At 65.5% G+C, this 16,268-nt stretch carries 18 protein-coding genes; 7 read left to right on the forward strand and 11 right to left on the reverse strand.

Going from position 1 to position 16,268, the window contains the following annotated elements:
• Positions 1 to 32: 32 nt before the first annotated feature.
• Positions 33 to 896, forward strand: a complete 864-nt coding sequence (locus A5697_RS17200; RefSeq protein WP_068011469.1) for a hypothetical protein — start codon at positions 33 to 35, stop codon at positions 894 to 896.
• 36 nt (positions 897 to 932) lie between these two features.
• On the opposite strand, the gene A5697_RS17205 is transcribed toward A5697_RS17200, so the two are convergent.
• The 3 genes from A5697_RS17205 to A5697_RS17215 are packed head-to-tail and all read right to left on the reverse strand — an operon-like array spanning position 933 to position 3,914.
• Complete coding sequence (locus A5697_RS17205; protein ID WP_067946148.1) at positions 933 to 2,126, reverse strand: cytochrome P450; 1,194 nt, start codon at positions 2,124 to 2,126, stop codon at positions 933 to 935.
• A complete protein-coding gene (locus A5697_RS17210) occupies positions 2,123 to 2,839 on the reverse strand; it encodes an acetoacetate decarboxylase family protein (RefSeq protein ID WP_068011470.1) in 717 nt (238 codons plus the stop codon). Before A5697_RS17210 ends, A5697_RS17205 begins: the two co-directional genes overlap by 4 nt.
• A gap of 43 nt (positions 2,840 to 2,882) precedes the next feature.
• A complete protein-coding gene (locus tag A5697_RS17215) occupies positions 2,883 to 3,914 on the reverse strand; it encodes an LLM class F420-dependent oxidoreductase (protein WP_068011527.1) in 1,032 nt (343 codons plus the stop codon).
• A 64-nt stretch (positions 3,915 to 3,978) separates the two neighbouring features.
• Between A5697_RS17215 and A5697_RS17220 the strand changes: the two genes are divergently transcribed.
• Genes A5697_RS17220 through A5697_RS17235 form a run of 4 tightly spaced genes read left to right on the forward strand, consistent with a single transcriptional unit; the run spans position 3,979 to position 7,657 of the window.
• Positions 3,979 to 4,974, forward strand: a complete 996-nt coding sequence (locus A5697_RS17220) for a Zn-ribbon domain-containing OB-fold protein (RefSeq protein ID WP_067943196.1) — start codon at positions 3,979 to 3,981, stop codon at positions 4,972 to 4,974.
• A gap of 15 nt (positions 4,975 to 4,989) precedes the next feature.
• Positions 4,990 to 6,054, forward strand: coding sequence for a thiolase domain-containing protein (locus tag A5697_RS17225; RefSeq protein WP_068011471.1), 1,065 nt, complete (start codon positions 4,990 to 4,992; stop codon positions 6,052 to 6,054).
• Positions 6,054 to 7,253, forward strand: a complete 1,200-nt coding sequence (locus A5697_RS17230) for a thiolase domain-containing protein (RefSeq protein ID WP_068011472.1) — start codon at positions 6,054 to 6,056, stop codon at positions 7,251 to 7,253. The genes A5697_RS17225 and A5697_RS17230 overlap by 1 nt, the downstream gene beginning before the upstream one ends.
• A complete protein-coding gene (locus tag A5697_RS17235) occupies positions 7,250 to 7,657 on the forward strand; it encodes a nuclear transport factor 2 family protein (RefSeq protein ID WP_068011473.1) in 408 nt (135 codons plus the stop codon). Before A5697_RS17230 ends, A5697_RS17235 begins: the two co-directional genes overlap by 4 nt.
• On the opposite strand, the gene A5697_RS17240 is transcribed toward A5697_RS17235, so the two are convergent.
• Positions 7,654 to 8,178: a gamma carbonic anhydrase family protein gene (locus A5697_RS17240; RefSeq protein WP_068011474.1), complete on the reverse strand. Its 525-nt coding sequence runs from the start codon at positions 8,176 to 8,178 to the stop codon at positions 7,654 to 7,656. The two genes, A5697_RS17235 and A5697_RS17240, sit on opposite strands and share 4 nt — an antisense overlap.
• Positions 8,179 to 8,305: 127 nt before the next feature.
• Between A5697_RS17240 and A5697_RS17245 the strand changes: the two genes are divergently transcribed.
• On the forward strand, positions 8,306 to 9,463 hold the full coding sequence (locus A5697_RS17245; protein WP_067943202.1) for a Rieske 2Fe-2S domain-containing protein: 1,158 nt from the start codon (positions 8,306 to 8,308) through the stop codon (positions 9,461 to 9,463).
• Between the two features lie 5 nt (positions 9,464 to 9,468).
• On the forward strand, positions 9,469 to 9,915 hold the full coding sequence (locus A5697_RS17250) for a hypothetical protein (RefSeq protein ID WP_068011475.1): 447 nt from the start codon (positions 9,469 to 9,471) through the stop codon (positions 9,913 to 9,915).
• A 1-nt stretch (position 9,916) separates the two neighbouring features.
• On the opposite strand, the gene A5697_RS17255 is transcribed toward A5697_RS17250, so the two are convergent.
• The 7 genes from A5697_RS17255 to A5697_RS17285 form a co-directional block, all read right to left on the reverse strand.
• On the reverse strand, positions 9,917 to 11,062 hold the full coding sequence (locus A5697_RS17255; RefSeq protein WP_067943206.1) for a sulfotransferase: 1,146 nt from the start codon (positions 11,060 to 11,062) through the stop codon (positions 9,917 to 9,919).
• A complete protein-coding gene (locus A5697_RS17260) occupies positions 11,062 to 11,844 on the reverse strand; it encodes an SDR family oxidoreductase (protein ID WP_067943207.1) in 783 nt (260 codons plus the stop codon). The genes A5697_RS17255 and A5697_RS17260 overlap by 1 nt, the downstream gene beginning before the upstream one ends.
• A 2-nt stretch (positions 11,845 to 11,846) precedes the next feature.
• A complete protein-coding gene (locus tag A5697_RS17265; protein WP_067943209.1) occupies positions 11,847 to 12,974 on the reverse strand; it encodes a hypothetical protein in 1,128 nt (375 codons plus the stop codon).
• 87 nt (positions 12,975 to 13,061) lie between these two features.
• Positions 13,062 to 13,373 carry a hypothetical protein gene (locus A5697_RS17270; protein WP_068011476.1) on the reverse strand — a complete coding sequence of 104 codons (312 nt, stop codon included), beginning with the start codon at positions 13,371 to 13,373 and terminating at the stop codon, positions 13,062 to 13,064.
• 64 nt (positions 13,374 to 13,437) lie between these two features.
• Positions 13,438 to 14,499 (reverse strand): 4-hydroxy-2-oxovalerate aldolase, encoded by a 1,062-nt coding sequence (gene dmpG, locus A5697_RS17275; protein ID WP_068011477.1) that lies wholly within the window; start codon positions 14,497 to 14,499, stop codon positions 13,438 to 13,440.
• Positions 14,496 to 15,428: an acetaldehyde dehydrogenase (acetylating) gene (locus A5697_RS17280; RefSeq protein WP_068011478.1), complete on the reverse strand. Its 933-nt coding sequence runs from the start codon at positions 15,426 to 15,428 to the stop codon at positions 14,496 to 14,498. Before A5697_RS17280 ends, dmpG begins: the two co-directional genes overlap by 4 nt.
• Positions 15,429 to 15,480: 52 nt before the next feature.
• On the reverse strand, positions 15,481 to 16,266 hold the full coding sequence (locus A5697_RS17285) for a 2-keto-4-pentenoate hydratase (protein ID WP_068011479.1): 786 nt from the start codon (positions 16,264 to 16,266) through the stop codon (positions 15,481 to 15,483).
• Between the last annotated feature and the right edge of the window lie 2 nt (positions 16,267 to 16,268).

Consider the following 16,268-nt stretch of genomic DNA (forward strand, 5'->3'; position numbering starts at 1 on the left):
AAACTGTCGGTGTCCGACGGCACACTTCCCGCGTGACTGCACCATTCCTCGGCAGCGAAGCACGGGCATCCGGCGAAGTAACGCGCCACGAGCTACGCACCCGGTTCGTCGCGATCTATCCCGACGTCTACGTTCGATCCGGATCTGACGTCACCGCCACGATGCGTGCTCGAGCCGCCTGGCTGTGGTCACGTCGCCGCGCACTCGTCGCCGGCCACTCTGCTTCGGCACTGCACGGCGCCAGGTGGGTCGACGACAGGGCGCCGGCGGAGTTGCTGCATCAACACCGGCGGCCGCCGCCGGGAATTCACACCTGGCTGGATCGAGTCGCCCCCGACGAGATACAGCTGATCGAAGGGATGTCGGCAACGACGCCGTCGCGAACTGCCTTCGACCTGGCTTGTCGCAATCCCATCGGCAGAGCCGTCGCCGCTATCGATGCGCTGGCAAGAGCCACGAGGCTCGACACCGCCGAGGTCGAACTACTCGCCGAACGCTACAAAGGGCACCGCAATGTCAGGCGCGCCAGGCAAGCACTCGAGCTGGTGGACGCCGGAGCCGAATCACCCCGCGAGACCTGGTTGCGGCTGCTGCTCATCAACGCCGGTTACCCGCGGCCGCGGACTCAAATTCCTGTCTACGGCGAATACGGCGAGCTCGTCGCGGTGCTTGACATGGGTTGGGAGGACATCAAACTGGCCGTCGAGTACGAGGGCGATCACCATCGCACCGATCGCAGACAATTCAATCGGGACATCGCGCGTTACGAGGCACTGTCCGATCTCGACTGGATCGTCATCCGGGTTACCGCCGACGACACGCGGGGCGGCATCCTCGCACGAGTGGCCGCGGCCTGGGCCCGCCGAACGTGCTCTCAGGGCGGGAAAATCGCCTAAATCCCGCCACCAGAGCACGTTCGGCGAAGACGGCGCCTAGTTCAACGGTGCGCTCGGCGTGAACGCCACCGGCATTTTCTCCAGACCGGAGACGAAGTTGGCCGGCCGCAGGGGCAGGTCGGCGTCCGAAGCCAGTCGCATGTCCGGCAGCCGCTGCAGCAGCCGGGTCTGCATGATCGACAGCTCCAGCCGGGCGAGCTGGTTGCCAAGACAGAAGTGCGTCCCGAAGCCGAAGGCGAGGTGGTTGTTCGGGTAGCGCTCGATGTTGAACGTCTCCGGGTCGTCGAACACCTTCTCGTCGAAGTTCGCCGACTCGAACAGCAGGATCATCTTCTCGCCCTGGCGCAGCTGGGTGCCGTGGAATTCGGTGTCGGCGGTGATCGTGCGCGCCATGTTCTTCACCGGTGCGGTCCAGCGCAGCATCTCTTCGATCGCGTTGGGCAGCAGGCTCAGGTCGGCCGCCAGGCGCCGGTGCTGCTCGGGATGCAGCAGCAGCTGGCGCGTCCCGCCGGACAGCGTGTGGCGCGTCGTCTCGTCGCCGCCGATCAACAGCAGGAGGACCTCGGTGACGATCTGGTGGTCCTCGAGCCGTGAGCCCTCGACCTCCGCGTGCACGAGGACGCTGACCAGGTCGTCGGTCGGCTCGGACTTGCGGGCCTCGATCATGCCCATCATGTACTGGCTGTAGGCCGCGAAAGCGTCCATGGTGACCTGGACGTCCGCTTCGGCCGCGGTGCTGCTCAACGCGCCGACCAAGTCGTCGGACCACTTGAGGAACATCTTGCGTTCCTCGGGGCGCACGCCGAGCATGTCGCCGATGACCGCCATCGGCAGGGGCGCGGCCAGGTCCCAGACGAAGTCGCACTCGCCGCGTTCACACACCGCGTCGATCAGCGTGTCACACAGCGAAACGATCTTGGATTCAAGGTCTTTCACGCGTTTGCGGGTGAAGCCGGAGTTGACGAGCTTGCGGCGCAACAGATGTTGCGGATCGTCCATCTCGATCATCATCTCGACCCCCGGTTGGTCGGGTCGGATGCCGCCGGCATTCGAGAACAGCTCCGGGTTGCGCTCGGCCTCGATCACTGCCTGGTAGGTCGAGGCGGCGGCTAATCCGTTGCGGTCGCGAAAGACAGGCTCGTTCTCGCGCATCCACTTGTAGATGGGTCGAGAGTCACCGGCGTAGAAAGTCCCGTCGGTGAGGTCGACGTCGGGTTTCGTCATGGTCATGAGATCTCCTGGGCATCACCGAAGGACATTTGTACGTGGTCGACAGAGCTGGACACCATGGCACGCTTTGGAAGACCAAGCGACGCAAGTTCTTTCGAGTACGGATGGTCGCCCAGCCGGATGCTCACCCCGCCGAATCGGGTGCGTACGCCGTCCAGGGTGTGTTCGAAGGCGGTTTCGCGGGTGATGCCGTCGCGGTGCGAGTACGTGCGTTGCGCTTGCTGGCGCGGGGTGAGCCGGAACGGCAGGCCGCGGCGAAATTCCATGCCGATCACCGGTTGACCGTCGATGCTGAGGTCGAAACCGAACCGACGGCCCTCCCGAAGGGTGAAGTCGCCCGTCACCTTCGGGTAACCCCAGATCTTGGTTCCCGCTTCCAGGGTGAACGGCTGGTCGACGGGAAGGTGATGGATGAAGGCGCCGGCCGACTGCAGGGCACGCGGCCCGCTTGCGTTCGAGCCGGGTGGGTTGACCATCACGCTGGTGCCGAACTCGTGGTACTGGCCCAGGTCGCCGTCGATGTAGTGCATCAACATCAGCACCACGATCGCGCGGCCGGGAAGGTAGCGGCAGACCTGCAGGCCGCTGTAGTCGATCATCTGCTGCGCGGCGTCGGCGTTCACGGAGAACATCGCCATGTGTTGGTTTGCCCGGCGGATTCGCACCGGCATCGTGAGTACCGTGCCCGCGATGGTGTGCTGCGAGGCTGTCATCGGGCCAATCTAGAACGTGTTCTATTCGTTCGGCAATAGCGGGTCAGATCAGCGTGGCGAGCTCCCTGATCTGCGCCTCGTTGCGCCCGTTGACCACCATCATGGTGACGCCGGCGGCTTCCCAGACCTTGACCTGCTCACGGACGTAGTTGATATCGCCGACGATCGCGGCCTCGTCGACGACCTCGTCCGGGATGATCTCGGCGGCCTTGTCCTTCTGGTTGCTGCGGAACAGCTTGGTCACCTCGTCGACCACCTCGGCGTAGCCCATCCGGCGGTATACGTCAGCGTGGAAGTTGGTGTCCTCGGCGCCCATGCCGCCCATGTAGAGGGCCAGATAGGGCTTCATGGCCGCGAAGGCGGCAGCACGGTCGTCGGTGATGACGATGTTCGCGGTCGCGCAGATCTCGAAGTCCTCGCGGCTGCGCCGCGCCCCGGGGCGCGCGAAGCCCTCGTCGAGCCATTCGTTGTAGGTATCCGCCATCCGCGGCGTGTAGAAGATGGGCAGCCAGCCGTCGCAGATCTCGGCGGCCAGCGCGACGTTCTTCGGCCCCTCGGCCCCGAGCAGGATCGGGATGTCGGGACGCAACGGGTGGGTGATGGGCTTGAGTGCCTTGCCCAGGCCGGTCGTCCCCTCCCCGGTCAACGGCAACGGATAGTGCGGCCCGTCGCTGGTCACGGCCTTCTCTCGCGCCCACACCTGCCGCATGATGTCGACGTACTCGCGGGTGCGGGCCAGCGGCTTGGGGAACGGCCGGCCGTACCAGCCCTCGACCACCTGCGGGCCGGAGACGCCGAGCCCCAGGATGTGCCGGCCTCCGGACAGGTGGTCGAGCGTCAGCGCCGCCATCGCGGTTGCCGTCGGGGTGCGCGCGGACAGCTGGATCACCGAGGTGCCCAGCCGGAGCCGGTGGGTTGACGATCCCAACCAGGCCAGCGGCGTGTAGGCGTCGGACCCCCACGCCTCGGCGGTGAAGACGGCGTCGAAACCCGCTTCCTCCGCCGCGGCTACGAGCTCCGCGTGATTCTCCGGCGGCTGAGCGCCCCAATACCCGAGCTGCAACCCCAGCTTCATCGTCATTGACCCTTCCGGCGACCCGATGTTGAAACCGTTCTTAGAACCTGTTCTACTCGATGGCGTGACAGCCAGCTCGAGCAGCCCGACCTTGACGGATCACCCTGAGCCACCGCTCTCCGCGCCACTAACGTTGTCTTTCGACTACACCCGTTCAGTTGGCCCCACGCTGAGCAAGTTCTTCACCGCACTGCGTGAGCGCCATATCTTGGGGGTGCGCGGATCCGATGGCCGGGTGCACGTTCCACCGGCGGAATATGACCCGGTTACCTACGAGCCGCTGGGCGAGATGGTACCGGTCTCCAGCGTCGGCACCGTCGTGTCCTGGACATGGCAACCCGAACCGTTGGAGGGTCAGCCGCTGGACCGCCCGTTCGCCTGGGCGCTGATCAAGCTCGACGGCGCGGACACCCCGCTGATGCATGCCGTAGACGCCGGCAGTCCTTCCGCCATCAAGAGCGGTGCCCGGGTGCATGTGCACTGGGCCGACGAGCCGGTGGGCGCGATCACCGACATCGCCTACTTCGAACTCGGCGAGGAAGCCGAACCCGTCTCCGAACCCGCGTCGGGCGAACAGGATCCGGTGACCATGATCGTCACGCCGATCTCGCTGACGATTCAGCACACCGCCTCCCACGAGGAGAGCGCCTACTTGCGCGCCATCGCCCAGGGCAAGTTGCTGGGCGCGCGTACCGGCAAGGACGGCAAGGTCTACTTCCCGCCGCACGGCGCGGACCCGGCCACCGGCCAGCCCACCACCGAGTTCGTCGAACTGCCGGACAAGGGCACCGTCACGACGTTCGCCATCATCAACATCCCGTTCCAGGGACAGCGCATCAAACCGCCCTACGTGGCGGCCTATGTGCTGCTCGACGGGGCCGACATCCCCTTCCTGCACCTGGTCGCCGACGTCGACGCCCACGAGGTGCGGATGGGCATGCGCGTGGAAGCGGTGTGGAAACCCCGGGAGGAGTGGGGCTTTGGCATCGACAACATCGAGTACTTCCGGCCGACAGGGGAACCCGACGCCGAGTACGACACCTACAAGCACCACCTGTAAAGGGCCCACCTGTAAATGAGCGTTCGCAACGTCGCGGTCGTCGGCTTCGCCCACGCCCCACACGTACGCCGCACCGACGGCACCACCAACGGCGTCGAGATGTTGATGCCGTGCTTCGCCCAGCTCTACGAGAACCTCGGAATTACCAAGGCCGACATCGGTTTCTGGTGCTCGGGTTCGTCCGATTACCTTGCGGGACGGGCTTTCTCGTTCATTTCGGCGATTGACTCGATCGGCGCCGTTCCGCCGATCAACGAGTCGCATGTCGAGATGGACGCGGCCTGGGCCCTCTACGAGGCATACATCAAGCTGCTGACCGGCGAGGTGGACACCGCGCTGGTGTACGGCTTCGGCAAGTCCTCGGCGGGGATCCTGCGGCAGATCCTGTCGCGGCAGACCGACCCCTATACCGTCGCACCCCTGTGGCCGGACTCCGTGTCGATGGCGGGGCTGCAGGCCCGCATTGGGCTCGAGAACGGCAAGTGGAGCGAGGAGCAGATGGCACGCGTCGCGTTCGACTCGTTTGCCAATGCGCGCCGGGTCGACAATGTGGAAGGGTCGATCAGCGTGGCCGAATTGCTCGAGCGGCCGTTCTTCGCCGAGCCCCTGCGGCGCCACGACATCGCGCCGATCACCGACGGCGCCGCCGCCATCGTGCTCGCTGCGGGTGACCGCGCCCGCGAACTGCGCGAAAACCCGGCCTGGATAACGGGAATCGAGCACCGCATCGAAACGCCTTCGCTGGGTGCGCGTGACCTCACCGAATCCGTGTCGACCAAGGTCGCGGCCGAGGTAGCCACGGGGGGCAGGACCGACAACCTCGACGTTGCCGAGATCTGCGCGCCCTTCACCCACCAGCACCTCATCCTCGAGGAGGCCATCCGGATACCGGGGCCGACCAAAGTCAATCCGTCCGGCGGCGCGCTGGCCGCCAACCCCATGTTCGTCGCCGGCCTCGAACGCATCGGGTTTGCGGCACAACACATCTGGAACGGCTCGGCCGAGCGGGTGCTCGCGCATGCCACCAGCGGGCCCGCGTTGCAACAGAACCTGGTCGCGGTCATGGAAGGAAAGAACTGATGGCCGGAGCGGGAGCATACCTGGCCGCGGTACTCGGTACCGGGCAGACCAAGTACGTGGCCAAGCGCCAAGACGTTTCGATGAACGGCATGGTGCGCGAGGCGATCGACCGCGCGCTGGCCGACTCCGGCTCCACGTTCGACGACATCGACGCCGTCGTCGTCGGCAAGGCTCCGGACTTCTTCGAGGGCGTCATGATGCCCGAGCTGTTCATGGCCGATGCCGTGGGAGCCACCGGCAAGCCGCTGATCCGGGTGCACACCGCGGGTTCGGTCGGTGGATCCACCGGCGTGGTCGCCGCCAGCCTGGTGCAGTCGGGCAAGTACAAGCGTGTGCTGGCGATGGCGTGGGAAAAGCAGTCGGAGTCAAACGCGATGTGGGCGTTGTCGATTCCGGTTCCCTTCATCAAGCCGGTCGGCGCCGGGGCGGGCGGTTACTTCGCCCCGCACGTGCGGTCCTACATCCGCCGGTCGGGTGCACCGTTGAACATCGGCGCCATGGTCGCGGTCAAGGACCGGCTGAACGGGGCCCGCAACCCGCTCGCCCACCTGCATCAGCCCGACATCACCCTGGAGAAGGTGATGGAGTCGCCGATGCTGTGGGATCCGATCCGTTACGACGAGACCTGTCCGTCGTCGGATGGTGCCGCCGCGGTCGTGATCGGCAACGAAGAGGCCGCCGAAGCCCGTCTGGCGCAAGGACAACCGGTGGCATGGATCCACGCCACCGCGCTGCGCACCGAGCCGTTGCAGTTCTCGGGCCGCGACCAGGTCAGCCCGCAGGCCGGGCGTGACGCGGCCGCCGCGCTGTGGAAGGCGGCCGGCATCACCAGCCCGATCGATGAGATCGACGCCGCGGAAATCTACGTCCCGTTCTCGTGGTTCGAGCCGATGTGGTTGGAAAACCTCGGGTTTGCGCCCGAGGGCGAGGGCTGGAAACTCACCGAAGCGGGCGAGACGGCGATCGGCGGCCGGCTGCCGGTCAACCCGTCCGGCGGTGTGCTCTCGTCGAACCCGATCGGCGCCTCCGGCCTGATTCGGTTCGCCGAGGCGGCGATTCAGGTGATGGGCAAGGGTGGGGATCACCAGGTTCCGGGCGCGCGCAAGGCCCTGGGCCACGCCTACGGCGGCGGCTCGCAGTACTACTCCATGTGGGTGGTGGGTGCGGACAAGCCGACGCCCGAGAAAGTCGGCGCGTGAGCGGACACCCGGCGCACGAGGCCGGTCGGCGCTCGCGCGAGGCGGTCATAGCCAGGGACAAAGAGGCGTGGCTGGCGGTGTTCGCCGACGACGCCATCGTGGAAGACCCCATCGGGCCCTCGGCCTTCGACCCGGAGGGCAAGGGCCACCGCGGTCGCGACGCGATCTCGGCCTTCTGGGACAAGGCCATCGCCCCGACCACCAAGATCGAGTTCGTCTTTCGCGACACCTACCAGTGCGGCAACGAGGAAGCCAACGTCGGGCACATCCTCATCACCCATGGTGACTACCAGGTGACCGCCGAAGGCGTGTTCACGTACAAGGCCGACGACGAGGGCAAGATGACCGCCCTTCGGGCGTACTGGGAGATGGACCGCGCGGCCGCTTCGGCCCGGAAGGTCTAAAGCGGCTCGAGCCCCGTCAGGTGGCGCTGAGCCAGTTCGCGGTAGGCCTGCGGATTCACCTTCACCCACATCTCGGCGCCCGTCCCGGCGACCGGACCCTTGATCTGCGCCGGCGCGCCGACGGCGAGCATCCCGGCTGGGATCTGGGTGCCGGCCGTCACCAGCGAGTGGGCCGCGATCAGGCTCCGCGCGCCGATCACCGCGCCGTCGAGGACGGTGGCGTGGTTGGCGATCAAGGCCTCCGACCCGACGTGCACCCCGTGAATGCAGCACATGTGCGCCACCGTGGCGCCGGGGCCGATGTCGACCGGGATGCCCGGCGGCGCGTGCAGCACGGACCCGTCTTGCACGTTCGCGCCCTCCCGCACGACGATGGGACCGTAATCGCCGCGCAGGACGGTGTTGAACCACACCGAAGCACCGGCCTCGACGACAACGTCGCCGATCAGGGTGGCGGTCGGGGCCACGAACGCGGTGGGATCCACCCGCGGCGCCCGACCTTCGAATGCAAACAGCGGCATCGTCTAGATATACCCCGAGCGGGCATCGGCCGCGCATATGTCGTGGCCAGACTCGCCGTCGTTGCGCGCCCCTGCCGCAAAACTGTAACGTGTTCTAGTTAGAGGGGTCGTGAGTTGGAGGTGACTGGTGAGTACCGACACCAAAGCGGTTGGCATCCGGGAGATCGATCCCGGCGCGTTGCCGACGAGGTACGCCCGGGGCTGGCACTGCCTGGGCGTCGCGAAGGATTTCCAGGACGGTAAGCCGCACTCCGTCGAGGCGTTCGGTACCAAGCTGGTGGTTTTCGCCGACTCGACTGGGGACCTGAAGGTGCTGGACGGTTACTGCCGGCACATGGGTGGGGACCTTTCGGAAGGCACCATCAAGGGTGACGAGGTGGCCTGCCCGTTCCACGATTGGCGCTGGGGTGGCGATGGGCGCTGCAAGCTGGTGCCGTACGCCAAGCGCACACCCAAGACGGCGCGCACCCGCTCGTGGACGACGGACGTACGTGGCGGCCTGCTCTTCGTGTGGCATGACCACGAGCAGAACCCGCCGGACCCGGCGGTGCGGATTCCCGACATCCCGGAAGCGGCCAGCGACGAGTGGACCGAATGGCGGTGGAACCGGATCCTTATCGAGGGATCGAACTGCCGCGACATCATCGATAACGTCACCGACATGGCGCACTTCTTCTACATTCACTTCGGTTTGCCGACGTACTTCAAGAACGTTTTCGAGGGGCACATCGCGTCGCAGTATCTGCACAACGTGGGGCGGCCGGACGTCAACGACCTGGGCACCTCATACGGGGAGGCGCACCTCGACTCGGAAGCGTCCTATTTCGGGCCGTCCTTCATGATCAACTGGCTGCACAACAGCTACGGCGGATACAAGGCCGAGTCGATCCTGATCAACTGCCACTACCCGGTGACCCAGAACTCGTTCATGCTGCAATGGGGCGTCATCGTCGAAAAGCCCAAGGGCATGGACGAAAAGATGACCGAGAAGCTGTCGCGGGTGTTCACCGAAGGCGTCAGCAAGGGCTTCCTCCAGGACGTCGAAATCTGGAAGCACAAGACCCGCATCGACAACCCGCTGCTGGTCGAGGAGGACGGCGCCGTCTACCAGCTGCGTCGCTGGTATCAGCAGTTCTACGTCGACGTTGCCGACATCCAGCCGGAAATGGTGGAGCGCTTCGAGATCGAGGTGGACACTACGCGCGCCAACGAGTACTGGAACGCCGAGGTCGAAGAGAACCTGAAGACCAAAGAGACCGAAGACGTTCCCGCGGAGCAACACTGACAGACATGCCCGGCGATCAGGTTCCTGACGTCGATCGGCTCGCTCGGTCGATGCTGTTGCTGCATGGCGATCACCACAATCACGACGAGCGACCGGTCAGTTCCGAACGAAACGGCGGAACTTGGTCGAAGTCAAGGGATTTCGCCAACGATCCGCAACGGGCCGCCGCCGTCGCCGAGGCCAGTCGCGCCGACCGAGAACGCTACCTCAGTTCGGGGCTGCTTCCGGTGGACTGTCGGTTCTGCCATGTCACGGTCACCGTCCGAAGGCTCGGCCCGGGCCACACCGCCGTGCAATGGAACACCGAAGCCTGGCAGCGCTGCGCGCACTTCACCGAGGTGCGTAACTCCGGTGGCGATACCGCACGCATCCGGTCGTGCCCCAAACTGAGCGACAGCATCGAACACGCCGTTGCGGAGGGCTATCTGGCCGAGCCGGCGCCCGAGGACTGATCTACAGCCCGGCGAAGCGTTCCTTCACCGTTTCGGTGGTCAGCCCGTAATCGGCCAGCGAGTACCGATGTTTCGGCGCCCGCTCGCCGGACTGGCTGTCGGCGTGCGTCTTTTCCATCGCCGCCTTCGCCTCATCGGTCAGCGTCAAACCGAAGTGCCGATAGATGTCGGCCACCGTGCCGATCGGATCGGCGATCAGTTCCTTGTAGTCGACGTCATAGAACTGGGCCGGCGAGTATTTGGCGCGGGCGGTGTTGAAGCGCTCCAGCCCACGCGACCAGGTGTCCATTGCGTCAGCGCCGATTTGAGCTCCGTCGAACGACGTCGACCATCCCTCCGCGGTGTGCTGGGCAAGCGAGCACATCGATGCCATGATGGTCTCGACCGGCCGGTGCGTCTGAATCACCAGCGCGTCGGGATACGTTGCCATCAAGGCGTCCAACGCGAACAGATGGCTGGGATTCTTCAGCACCCAACGCTTTTCGACGTCGTTGAGTCCAATCAGCTGGAGGTTCTTCCGATGCCGCTGGTAGGACGGCGTCCAATCCTGCTGCGACAGCCACTGCGCGTAGGTGGGCACGTGCGCCAACGTCTCGTAGGACACCGAATGCAGCGATTGCCGAAGCAGCTGCCAGCACTCCTCTAGTTCGTACGCGGCCATGAAGTGCAGTCCGGTGTAACCCGGATTGTCCCGGTGGTGCTGGTTGAATTGCGCGTCGAGTTGGCGATAAAGCGGGTGCGAATCCCAGGTTTCGCGCGGTGGACGCGGCTGCGGGAATTCGGCCAGCCACATGTGCAGGCCCTGATGAGCGGGGTCGGCGCCGAGCAGGCGGTGCAGCGCGGTGGTGCCGGTGCGCACCAGGCCGGTGACGAAGATCGGGCGTTCGATCACTACGTCGGCGTGCTGCGGGTACTGCTTCCACGAAGCCTCGGACAGCAACCTGGCCACCAGCGCGCCGCGCAGGAAGAACCGATTCATCTTGCTGCCCAACACCGTTAGGCCGGCTTCGCGCCGGTAGGAATCCAGCAGCACCTCCAGCGCTTCGAGGTAGTTGTCGTCGTCGGCGCCGAAGTCGTCGAGGCCGGTCACCTTGGTGGCGGATGCATGCAGTTCGTCGACGGTGCCGATATCGGTGCGATCGGACATCAGTTGTGGTACTCCCCGCAGTTGACATCCAGGGTCTGTCCGGTGATGCCGCTCGACAGATCGCTGGCCAGGAATAGGATCGCCGAGGCCACCTCGTCTTCGGTGGGCAGGCGCTTCAGGTCGGAGTTCGCCGCGGTAGCCGCGTAGATCTGGTCCGCCGTGGTGCCGTACTTGCCAGCCTGGTGCTCGAAATAAGCCTGCAACGTCTCACCCCAGATATAGCCGGGGGCAACGGAATTGACGCGGATCCCCTTCTCACCCAATTCGGTGGCCAGCGATTGCGACATGGACAGCAACGCCGACTTGGCCATCTTGTAGGCGCCGTATTTGGCCTGAGAGTGCCGTAGCACCATGGAGTTGACGTTGACGATCGATCCGTGCGAGGACTCCAGCGCGGGCGTGAAGGCCTGGATGAGCCGTAACGCGCCGAGCGCGCTCAGCTCGATCGCGTCACGGATGTGCTGGAAGCTGGTGCCGGCCAACGGTTTCATGGACGGCACCCGGAACGCGTTGTTGATCAGCACGTCGACCTTGCCGTAGGTCGCCATCGTGGTCTCGACGAGGTAGTTGACTTCGTCGTCGTCGGTGATATCGGCACGCACCGCCAGTGCCTTGTGCCCGGTGTCGTTGATCTGTTTGGCGACACTTTCCAGTCGCTCCACGGTGCGCGCTGCCAGCACCAGGTCGGCGCCGTCCCGGGAGCACCGGTGCGCCAGGGTGGTGCCGAGCCCCGGTCCCACGCCACTGATGACGACGACCTTGCCGTCGAGCATTTCTGACATCGTCACCCCAGCATCCTGGCCGCAATTTGTTGTTGACGCAGCGCTATTCGCGCACGCCACTCGTCATCGGAAATCTTATTGTGCTCGAAGTAGGGCAACGCGGCCGGTATGGCGTCGAAGTCGACCAGCTCCACGGTGGGGCCGTCGGCCTCGGTGAGTTGACGGGACACCCGCTGCCAGCGGAACTGCAGGAAGCCCCGCCGATGGTTCAGCGTCTCCACCCAGTTCGTCACACCCGGGTTCTGGTCGGCCACGACGATGCGCACCTTTCCGTCCGGATCCGCTTGCGCCTGAGTGTTGTTCAGCGACGTCTGGTGGTTGATGTAGTCCAGCGAGATGTACCACAGGCTGCCGAGTTGGAAGCCGAGGTAGGGTGCGTCGGAGACCGGGATGGTGATCACCAGCGCCTGATCGGGCCGCAGGTCGTAGTGGCCCACCGACGAATATTGCGTCGCCAGACCGCCCGGCGTCAGCCGGGGCGCGACCATCGTGTTGACCGGCAGGTCGAGATAGAACCATTGCGGGAATTGCAGCCAGGTCTTCACCCGGTTAACAAGTTGCTTTCCGGCCGTGGCGTAACGCTTTTCGATGGTCTCGCGGGTCAGCGGGGGCGGGGCGGTACCCGCGGTGTCCAGCCGGGAGATGGCCAGCGTCCCGCGCTGTGCCGACCAGTCACCATAGACCTCGCGGATGACCAGCTGCCCGTTGCTGGTGGGCCGCACCCGCCACTCGAAGCTGCCGTCCGCGGCGATGTCTAGCTCACGGTCGTCGAACGCCGCTTGGCTGGCCGGCACGTTGTCGTCGGTGTATTCCCCGCCGAGCAGCTGGAAGCTCAGATCGGTCGTGGTGCCGCGCTTGCCGGTGACGACATAGTCGTGATTGGCGTGCACCCGGGTGCCGAAGTAGAGAGTGTCGGGGTTGTCCAGGCCCATCTTGGTGAACGGCCCGGTTCCTGACTGCAGGAACGGGTGGTCCCGGTCGTAGTCGAAGGCTAGGTGGATGCAGGCCGAAACGCAGCCCGCCAGATACTGCAGCCCTTCGAGCAGGTCTGCTTCGGTCTCGATGAAGGGTGCGTCGGCGACCAGTTTCTCGGCTTCGACGATCGCTGAGGTGAGAGGATCAGAGAACACGCCTAGACGCTAGAACGTGTTCTACTTTTTCGTCAATGGCGAACATTCCCGCGCGTCGGCCGCACGTTCAAAGACGAGGCCGACTCGCTAAGGTGCGCACTGCTGCGACAGGTCGATCAGATGCTGCCGCACGTCGGGATGCCGATTCAGGTAGTCCATGACGTTGCCGTTGCCGCCCTCCGCCTGAGACTTGGCCTGCAGCTGCTGGTGGAGCTGCGGATGCTGCTTCAGGTACGAGTCGATGGAATTGCCGACCGTCTGATTGCACTGCGGAGCCGCGTTGACTGTGCCCGCCAGTGGCACCGCGATCACCGCGGCGGCGGCAGCGGTCATTAGCCCCCCGACGAGCAGGCCGTACAGCCCGTGGCGGCGGGCGCCGACTGTGTTGGATGTGCTCATGCGCGCCAGAATACTCGCGGCAGCTTTGCGTAGGCTGTGCGTTCCGGAGCTCAGGAACCAGTGGTCAGCGTGAGGCGGCGGCGCCGCTTTCTTGCTCGCGCTTGATCTCCAGCGCGATGTCGATGAGCTGGTCTTCCTGGCCGCCGATGAGCTTGCGCTGGCCCGCACGGTGCAGCAGCTGGTGGGCGGGCACGCCGTAGCGCTCGGACTGGCGGATGGCGTGCTTGAGGAAGCTCGAGTACACCCCGGAGTAGCCCATGATCAGCGCATTGCGGTCCAGCAGACACTCGGCCGGCATGGCCGGTGCGACCACCTCTTCGGCGGCGTCGGCGATGTCGAAGAAGTCGATACCCGTCTTCACGCCGATCTTGTCGAACACCCCGATGAGCGCCTCGACGGGCGCGTTGCCCGCGCCGGCGCCGAACCGCCGACACGAGCCGTCGATCTGCTTGGCGCCCGCCCGAACGGCCTCCACGGTGTTGGCCACCCCGAGCCCGAGGTTCTCGTGCCCGTGGAAACCGACCTGGGCGTCATCGCCAAGCTCGGCGACCAGCGCGGCCACCCGGTCGCGGACCCCCTCGAGAACCAGCGCGCCGGCCGAGTCCACCACGTAGACGCACTGGCAGCCCGCGTCGGCCATGATGCGGGCCTGGGCGGCGAGCTTTTCCGGCGAGATGGTGTGGCTCATCATCAGGAACCCGACGGTCTCCAGCCCCAGCTCGCGCGCCAGGCCGAAGTGCTGGATCGACACATCCGCCTCGGTGCAGTGGGTGGCGATCCGGCAGATCGAGCCGCCGTTGTTCTGGGCTTCCTTGATGTCCTCTTTGGTGCCGACGCCGGGCAGCATCAAAAAGGCGATCTTGGCTTCCTTGGCCGTCTCGGCGGCCAGCTTGATCAGCTCCTGCTCGGGCGTCTTGGAGAACCCGTAGTTGAAGCTCGATCCGCCCAGCCCGTCGCCGTGGGTGACCTCGATGACCGGCACGCCGGCGGTGTCCAGGGCCGCCACGATGGCGCCCACCTCTTCTTTGGTGAATTGGTGGCGTTTGTGGTGAGAGCCGTCCCGCAGCGACGTGTCGGTCAACCGCACGTCCCAGATCGGGTTGAAGAAGATGTCGTGCGTACTCATGCCTGCGCTCCCGGCGCCGTAGCGGATAGTGACTCCTTGGCGATCTCCTCGCCGACCTTGGTGGCCGCGGCGGTCATGATGTCCAGGTTGCCCGCGTACGGGGGCAGGTAATCGCCTGCGCCCTCGACCTCGACGAACGTGGTGACGACCGCCTGGCCGCCGGAGTTGATCGACGGCTCGTCGAACTGCGGCTCGTTGAGCAGCCGATATCCCGGCACGTAGGTCTGCACCTCGGCCACGACGTCGTGGATGGATTTGGCGATCGCGTCCCGGTCGGCGTCTTCGGGGATGGCGCAGAAGATGGTGTCGCGCATGATCATCGGCGGGTCTGCGGGGTTGAGGATGATGATCGCCTTGCCACGCTTGGCGCCGCCGATCGTTTCCACACCCTTGCTGGTGGTCTTGGTGAATTCGTCGATGTTGGCGCGGGTGCCCGGCCCCGCCGACACCGACGCCACCGACGCCACGATCTCGGCGTACGGCACGCCGCCCTGATCGACCAATGCGCGACTGACCGCGTACACGATCGGGATGGTCGCCTGACCCCCGCAGGTGATCATGTTGACGTTCGGCGCATCCAGGTGCTGCCGCAGGTTGGCCGGCGGGATGACCGCCGGACCCACCGCGGCCGGCGTCAAATCGATCGCGCGGATTCCCGCCGCCTCATACTTCGGCGCGGCGTCGCGGTGCACGTAGGCGCTGGTCGCCTCGAACACCAGGTCGGGTTTCTCCGACTGCGCCAGCAGCCAGTCCACCCCTTCGTGGGTGGTCTCCAACCCCAGCTTGCGGGCCCGTGCCAGGCCTTCGCTGTCCGGGTCGATGCCCACCATCCAGCGCGGCTCCAACCAATCCGACCGCAACAATTTGTAGAGCAGGTCAGTGCTGATGTTTCCCGACCCGACAATGGCCACACTCGCCTTAGCCGGCATGACGCTCCTTTGCGAAGCTCTCGATATTTAAGTCCGACGATTTAATTCGAGACTATTCGAACGACAATTGAACAGAACCCAGGCCCGTGAAGTCGGCCACGAACTGGTCTCCGGCGTGCGCGTCGATCGCTCGCGTGCACGATCCGGGAAGCACCAGGTCGCCTTTGCGCAGCCGTACGCCGAAGCCCTCCACCTTGCGGGCCAGCCAAGCCACCGCGGTGACCGGGTTGCCCAGCACCGCGTCGGTGCGGCCCTTGGCCACGACCTCGCCGTTGCAGCTGAGGACCGCATCGATTCCTTTGACGTCGATGTCGCGCGGCGAGACGCGCCCCTTGCCGAGCACGAAGCCGGCGGACGAGGCGTTGTCGGCGATGGTGTCGCACAACTCGATCTTCCAGTCGGTGATCCTGGTGTCGATCAACTCGATCGAAGGGACCAGCGCCTCGGTGGCCGCCAGCACGTCCTCCTCGGTGCAGCTGGCTCCCGGCAGGTCGGCGTTCAGGATGAAACCGACCTCGACCTCGACCCTCGGCCACAGGTAGCGGCTCGCCTTGACCGGCGTGTCTTCGAACAGTTGCATCTCGTCCAGCAAATGCCCGTAGTCCGGCTCGTCGACCCCCATCATCTGCTGGATCGCCTTCGACGACAGGCCCACCTTGTGGCCCAGCACGCGGGCTCCCTCGGCGACCCGCTGACGAATGTTGATCAGCTGGATTTCGTAGGCGTCGACGACGTCGATGTCGGGGTAGGCGGCAGTCAGCGGCGCGATCGGCTCGCGGCTCCGCTCAGCCTGCGCCAAGTCGGCAGCGAGCTCGTCTCGCGTCGCAACACTGAGCATCT

Origin of the sequence: Mycobacterium sp. E3251 (assembly GCF_001666835.1) — a bacterium.
GTDB lineage: Bacteria > Actinomycetota > Actinomycetes > Mycobacteriales > Mycobacteriaceae > Mycobacterium.

What these genes read in the sequence shown, in the direction of transcription:
- A5697_RS17215 (WP_068011527.1), bottom strand. Translation starts at nt 3,914, where the DNA reads ATGAAGCTGGGGTTGCAGCTCGGGTATTGGGGCGCTCAGCCGCCGGAG.
- A5697_RS17255 (WP_067943206.1), bottom strand. Translation starts at nt 11,062, where the DNA reads ATGTCCGATCGCACCGATATCGGCACCGTCGACGAACTGCATGCATCC.
- A5697_RS17250 (WP_068011475.1), top strand. Translation starts at nt 9,469, where the DNA reads ATGCCCGGCGATCAGGTTCCTGACGTCGATCGGCTCGCTCGGTCGATG.
- dmpG (WP_068011477.1), bottom strand. Translation starts at nt 14,499, where the DNA reads ATGAGTACGCACGACATCTTCTTCAACCCGATCTGGGACGTGCGGTTG.
- A5697_RS17210 (WP_068011470.1), bottom strand. Translation starts at nt 2,839, where the DNA reads ATGACAGCCTCGCAGCACACCATCGCGGGCACGGTACTCACGATGCCG.
- A5697_RS17205 (WP_067946148.1), bottom strand. Translation starts at nt 2,126, where the DNA reads ATGACCATGACGAAACCCGACGTCGACCTCACCGACGGGACTTTCTAC.
- A5697_RS17230 (WP_068011472.1), top strand. Translation starts at nt 6,054, where the DNA reads ATGGCCGGAGCGGGAGCATACCTGGCCGCGGTACTCGGTACCGGGCAG.
- A5697_RS17225 (WP_068011471.1), top strand. Translation starts at nt 4,990, where the DNA reads ATGAGCGTTCGCAACGTCGCGGTCGTCGGCTTCGCCCACGCCCCACAC.
- A5697_RS17280 (WP_068011478.1), bottom strand. Translation starts at nt 15,428, where the DNA reads ATGCCGGCTAAGGCGAGTGTGGCCATTGTCGGGTCGGGAAACATCAGC.
- A5697_RS17240 (WP_068011474.1), bottom strand. Translation starts at nt 8,178, where the DNA reads ATGCCGCTGTTTGCATTCGAAGGTCGGGCGCCGCGGGTGGATCCCACC.
- A5697_RS17270 (WP_068011476.1), bottom strand. Translation starts at nt 13,373, where the DNA reads ATGAGCACATCCAACACAGTCGGCGCCCGCCGCCACGGGCTGTACGGC.
- A5697_RS17285 (WP_068011479.1), bottom strand. Translation starts at nt 16,266, where the DNA reads ATGCTCAGTGTTGCGACGCGAGACGAGCTCGCTGCCGACTTGGCGCAG.
- A5697_RS17260 (WP_067943207.1), bottom strand. Translation starts at nt 11,844, where the DNA reads ATGTCAGAAATGCTCGACGGCAAGGTCGTCGTCATCAGTGGCGTGGGA.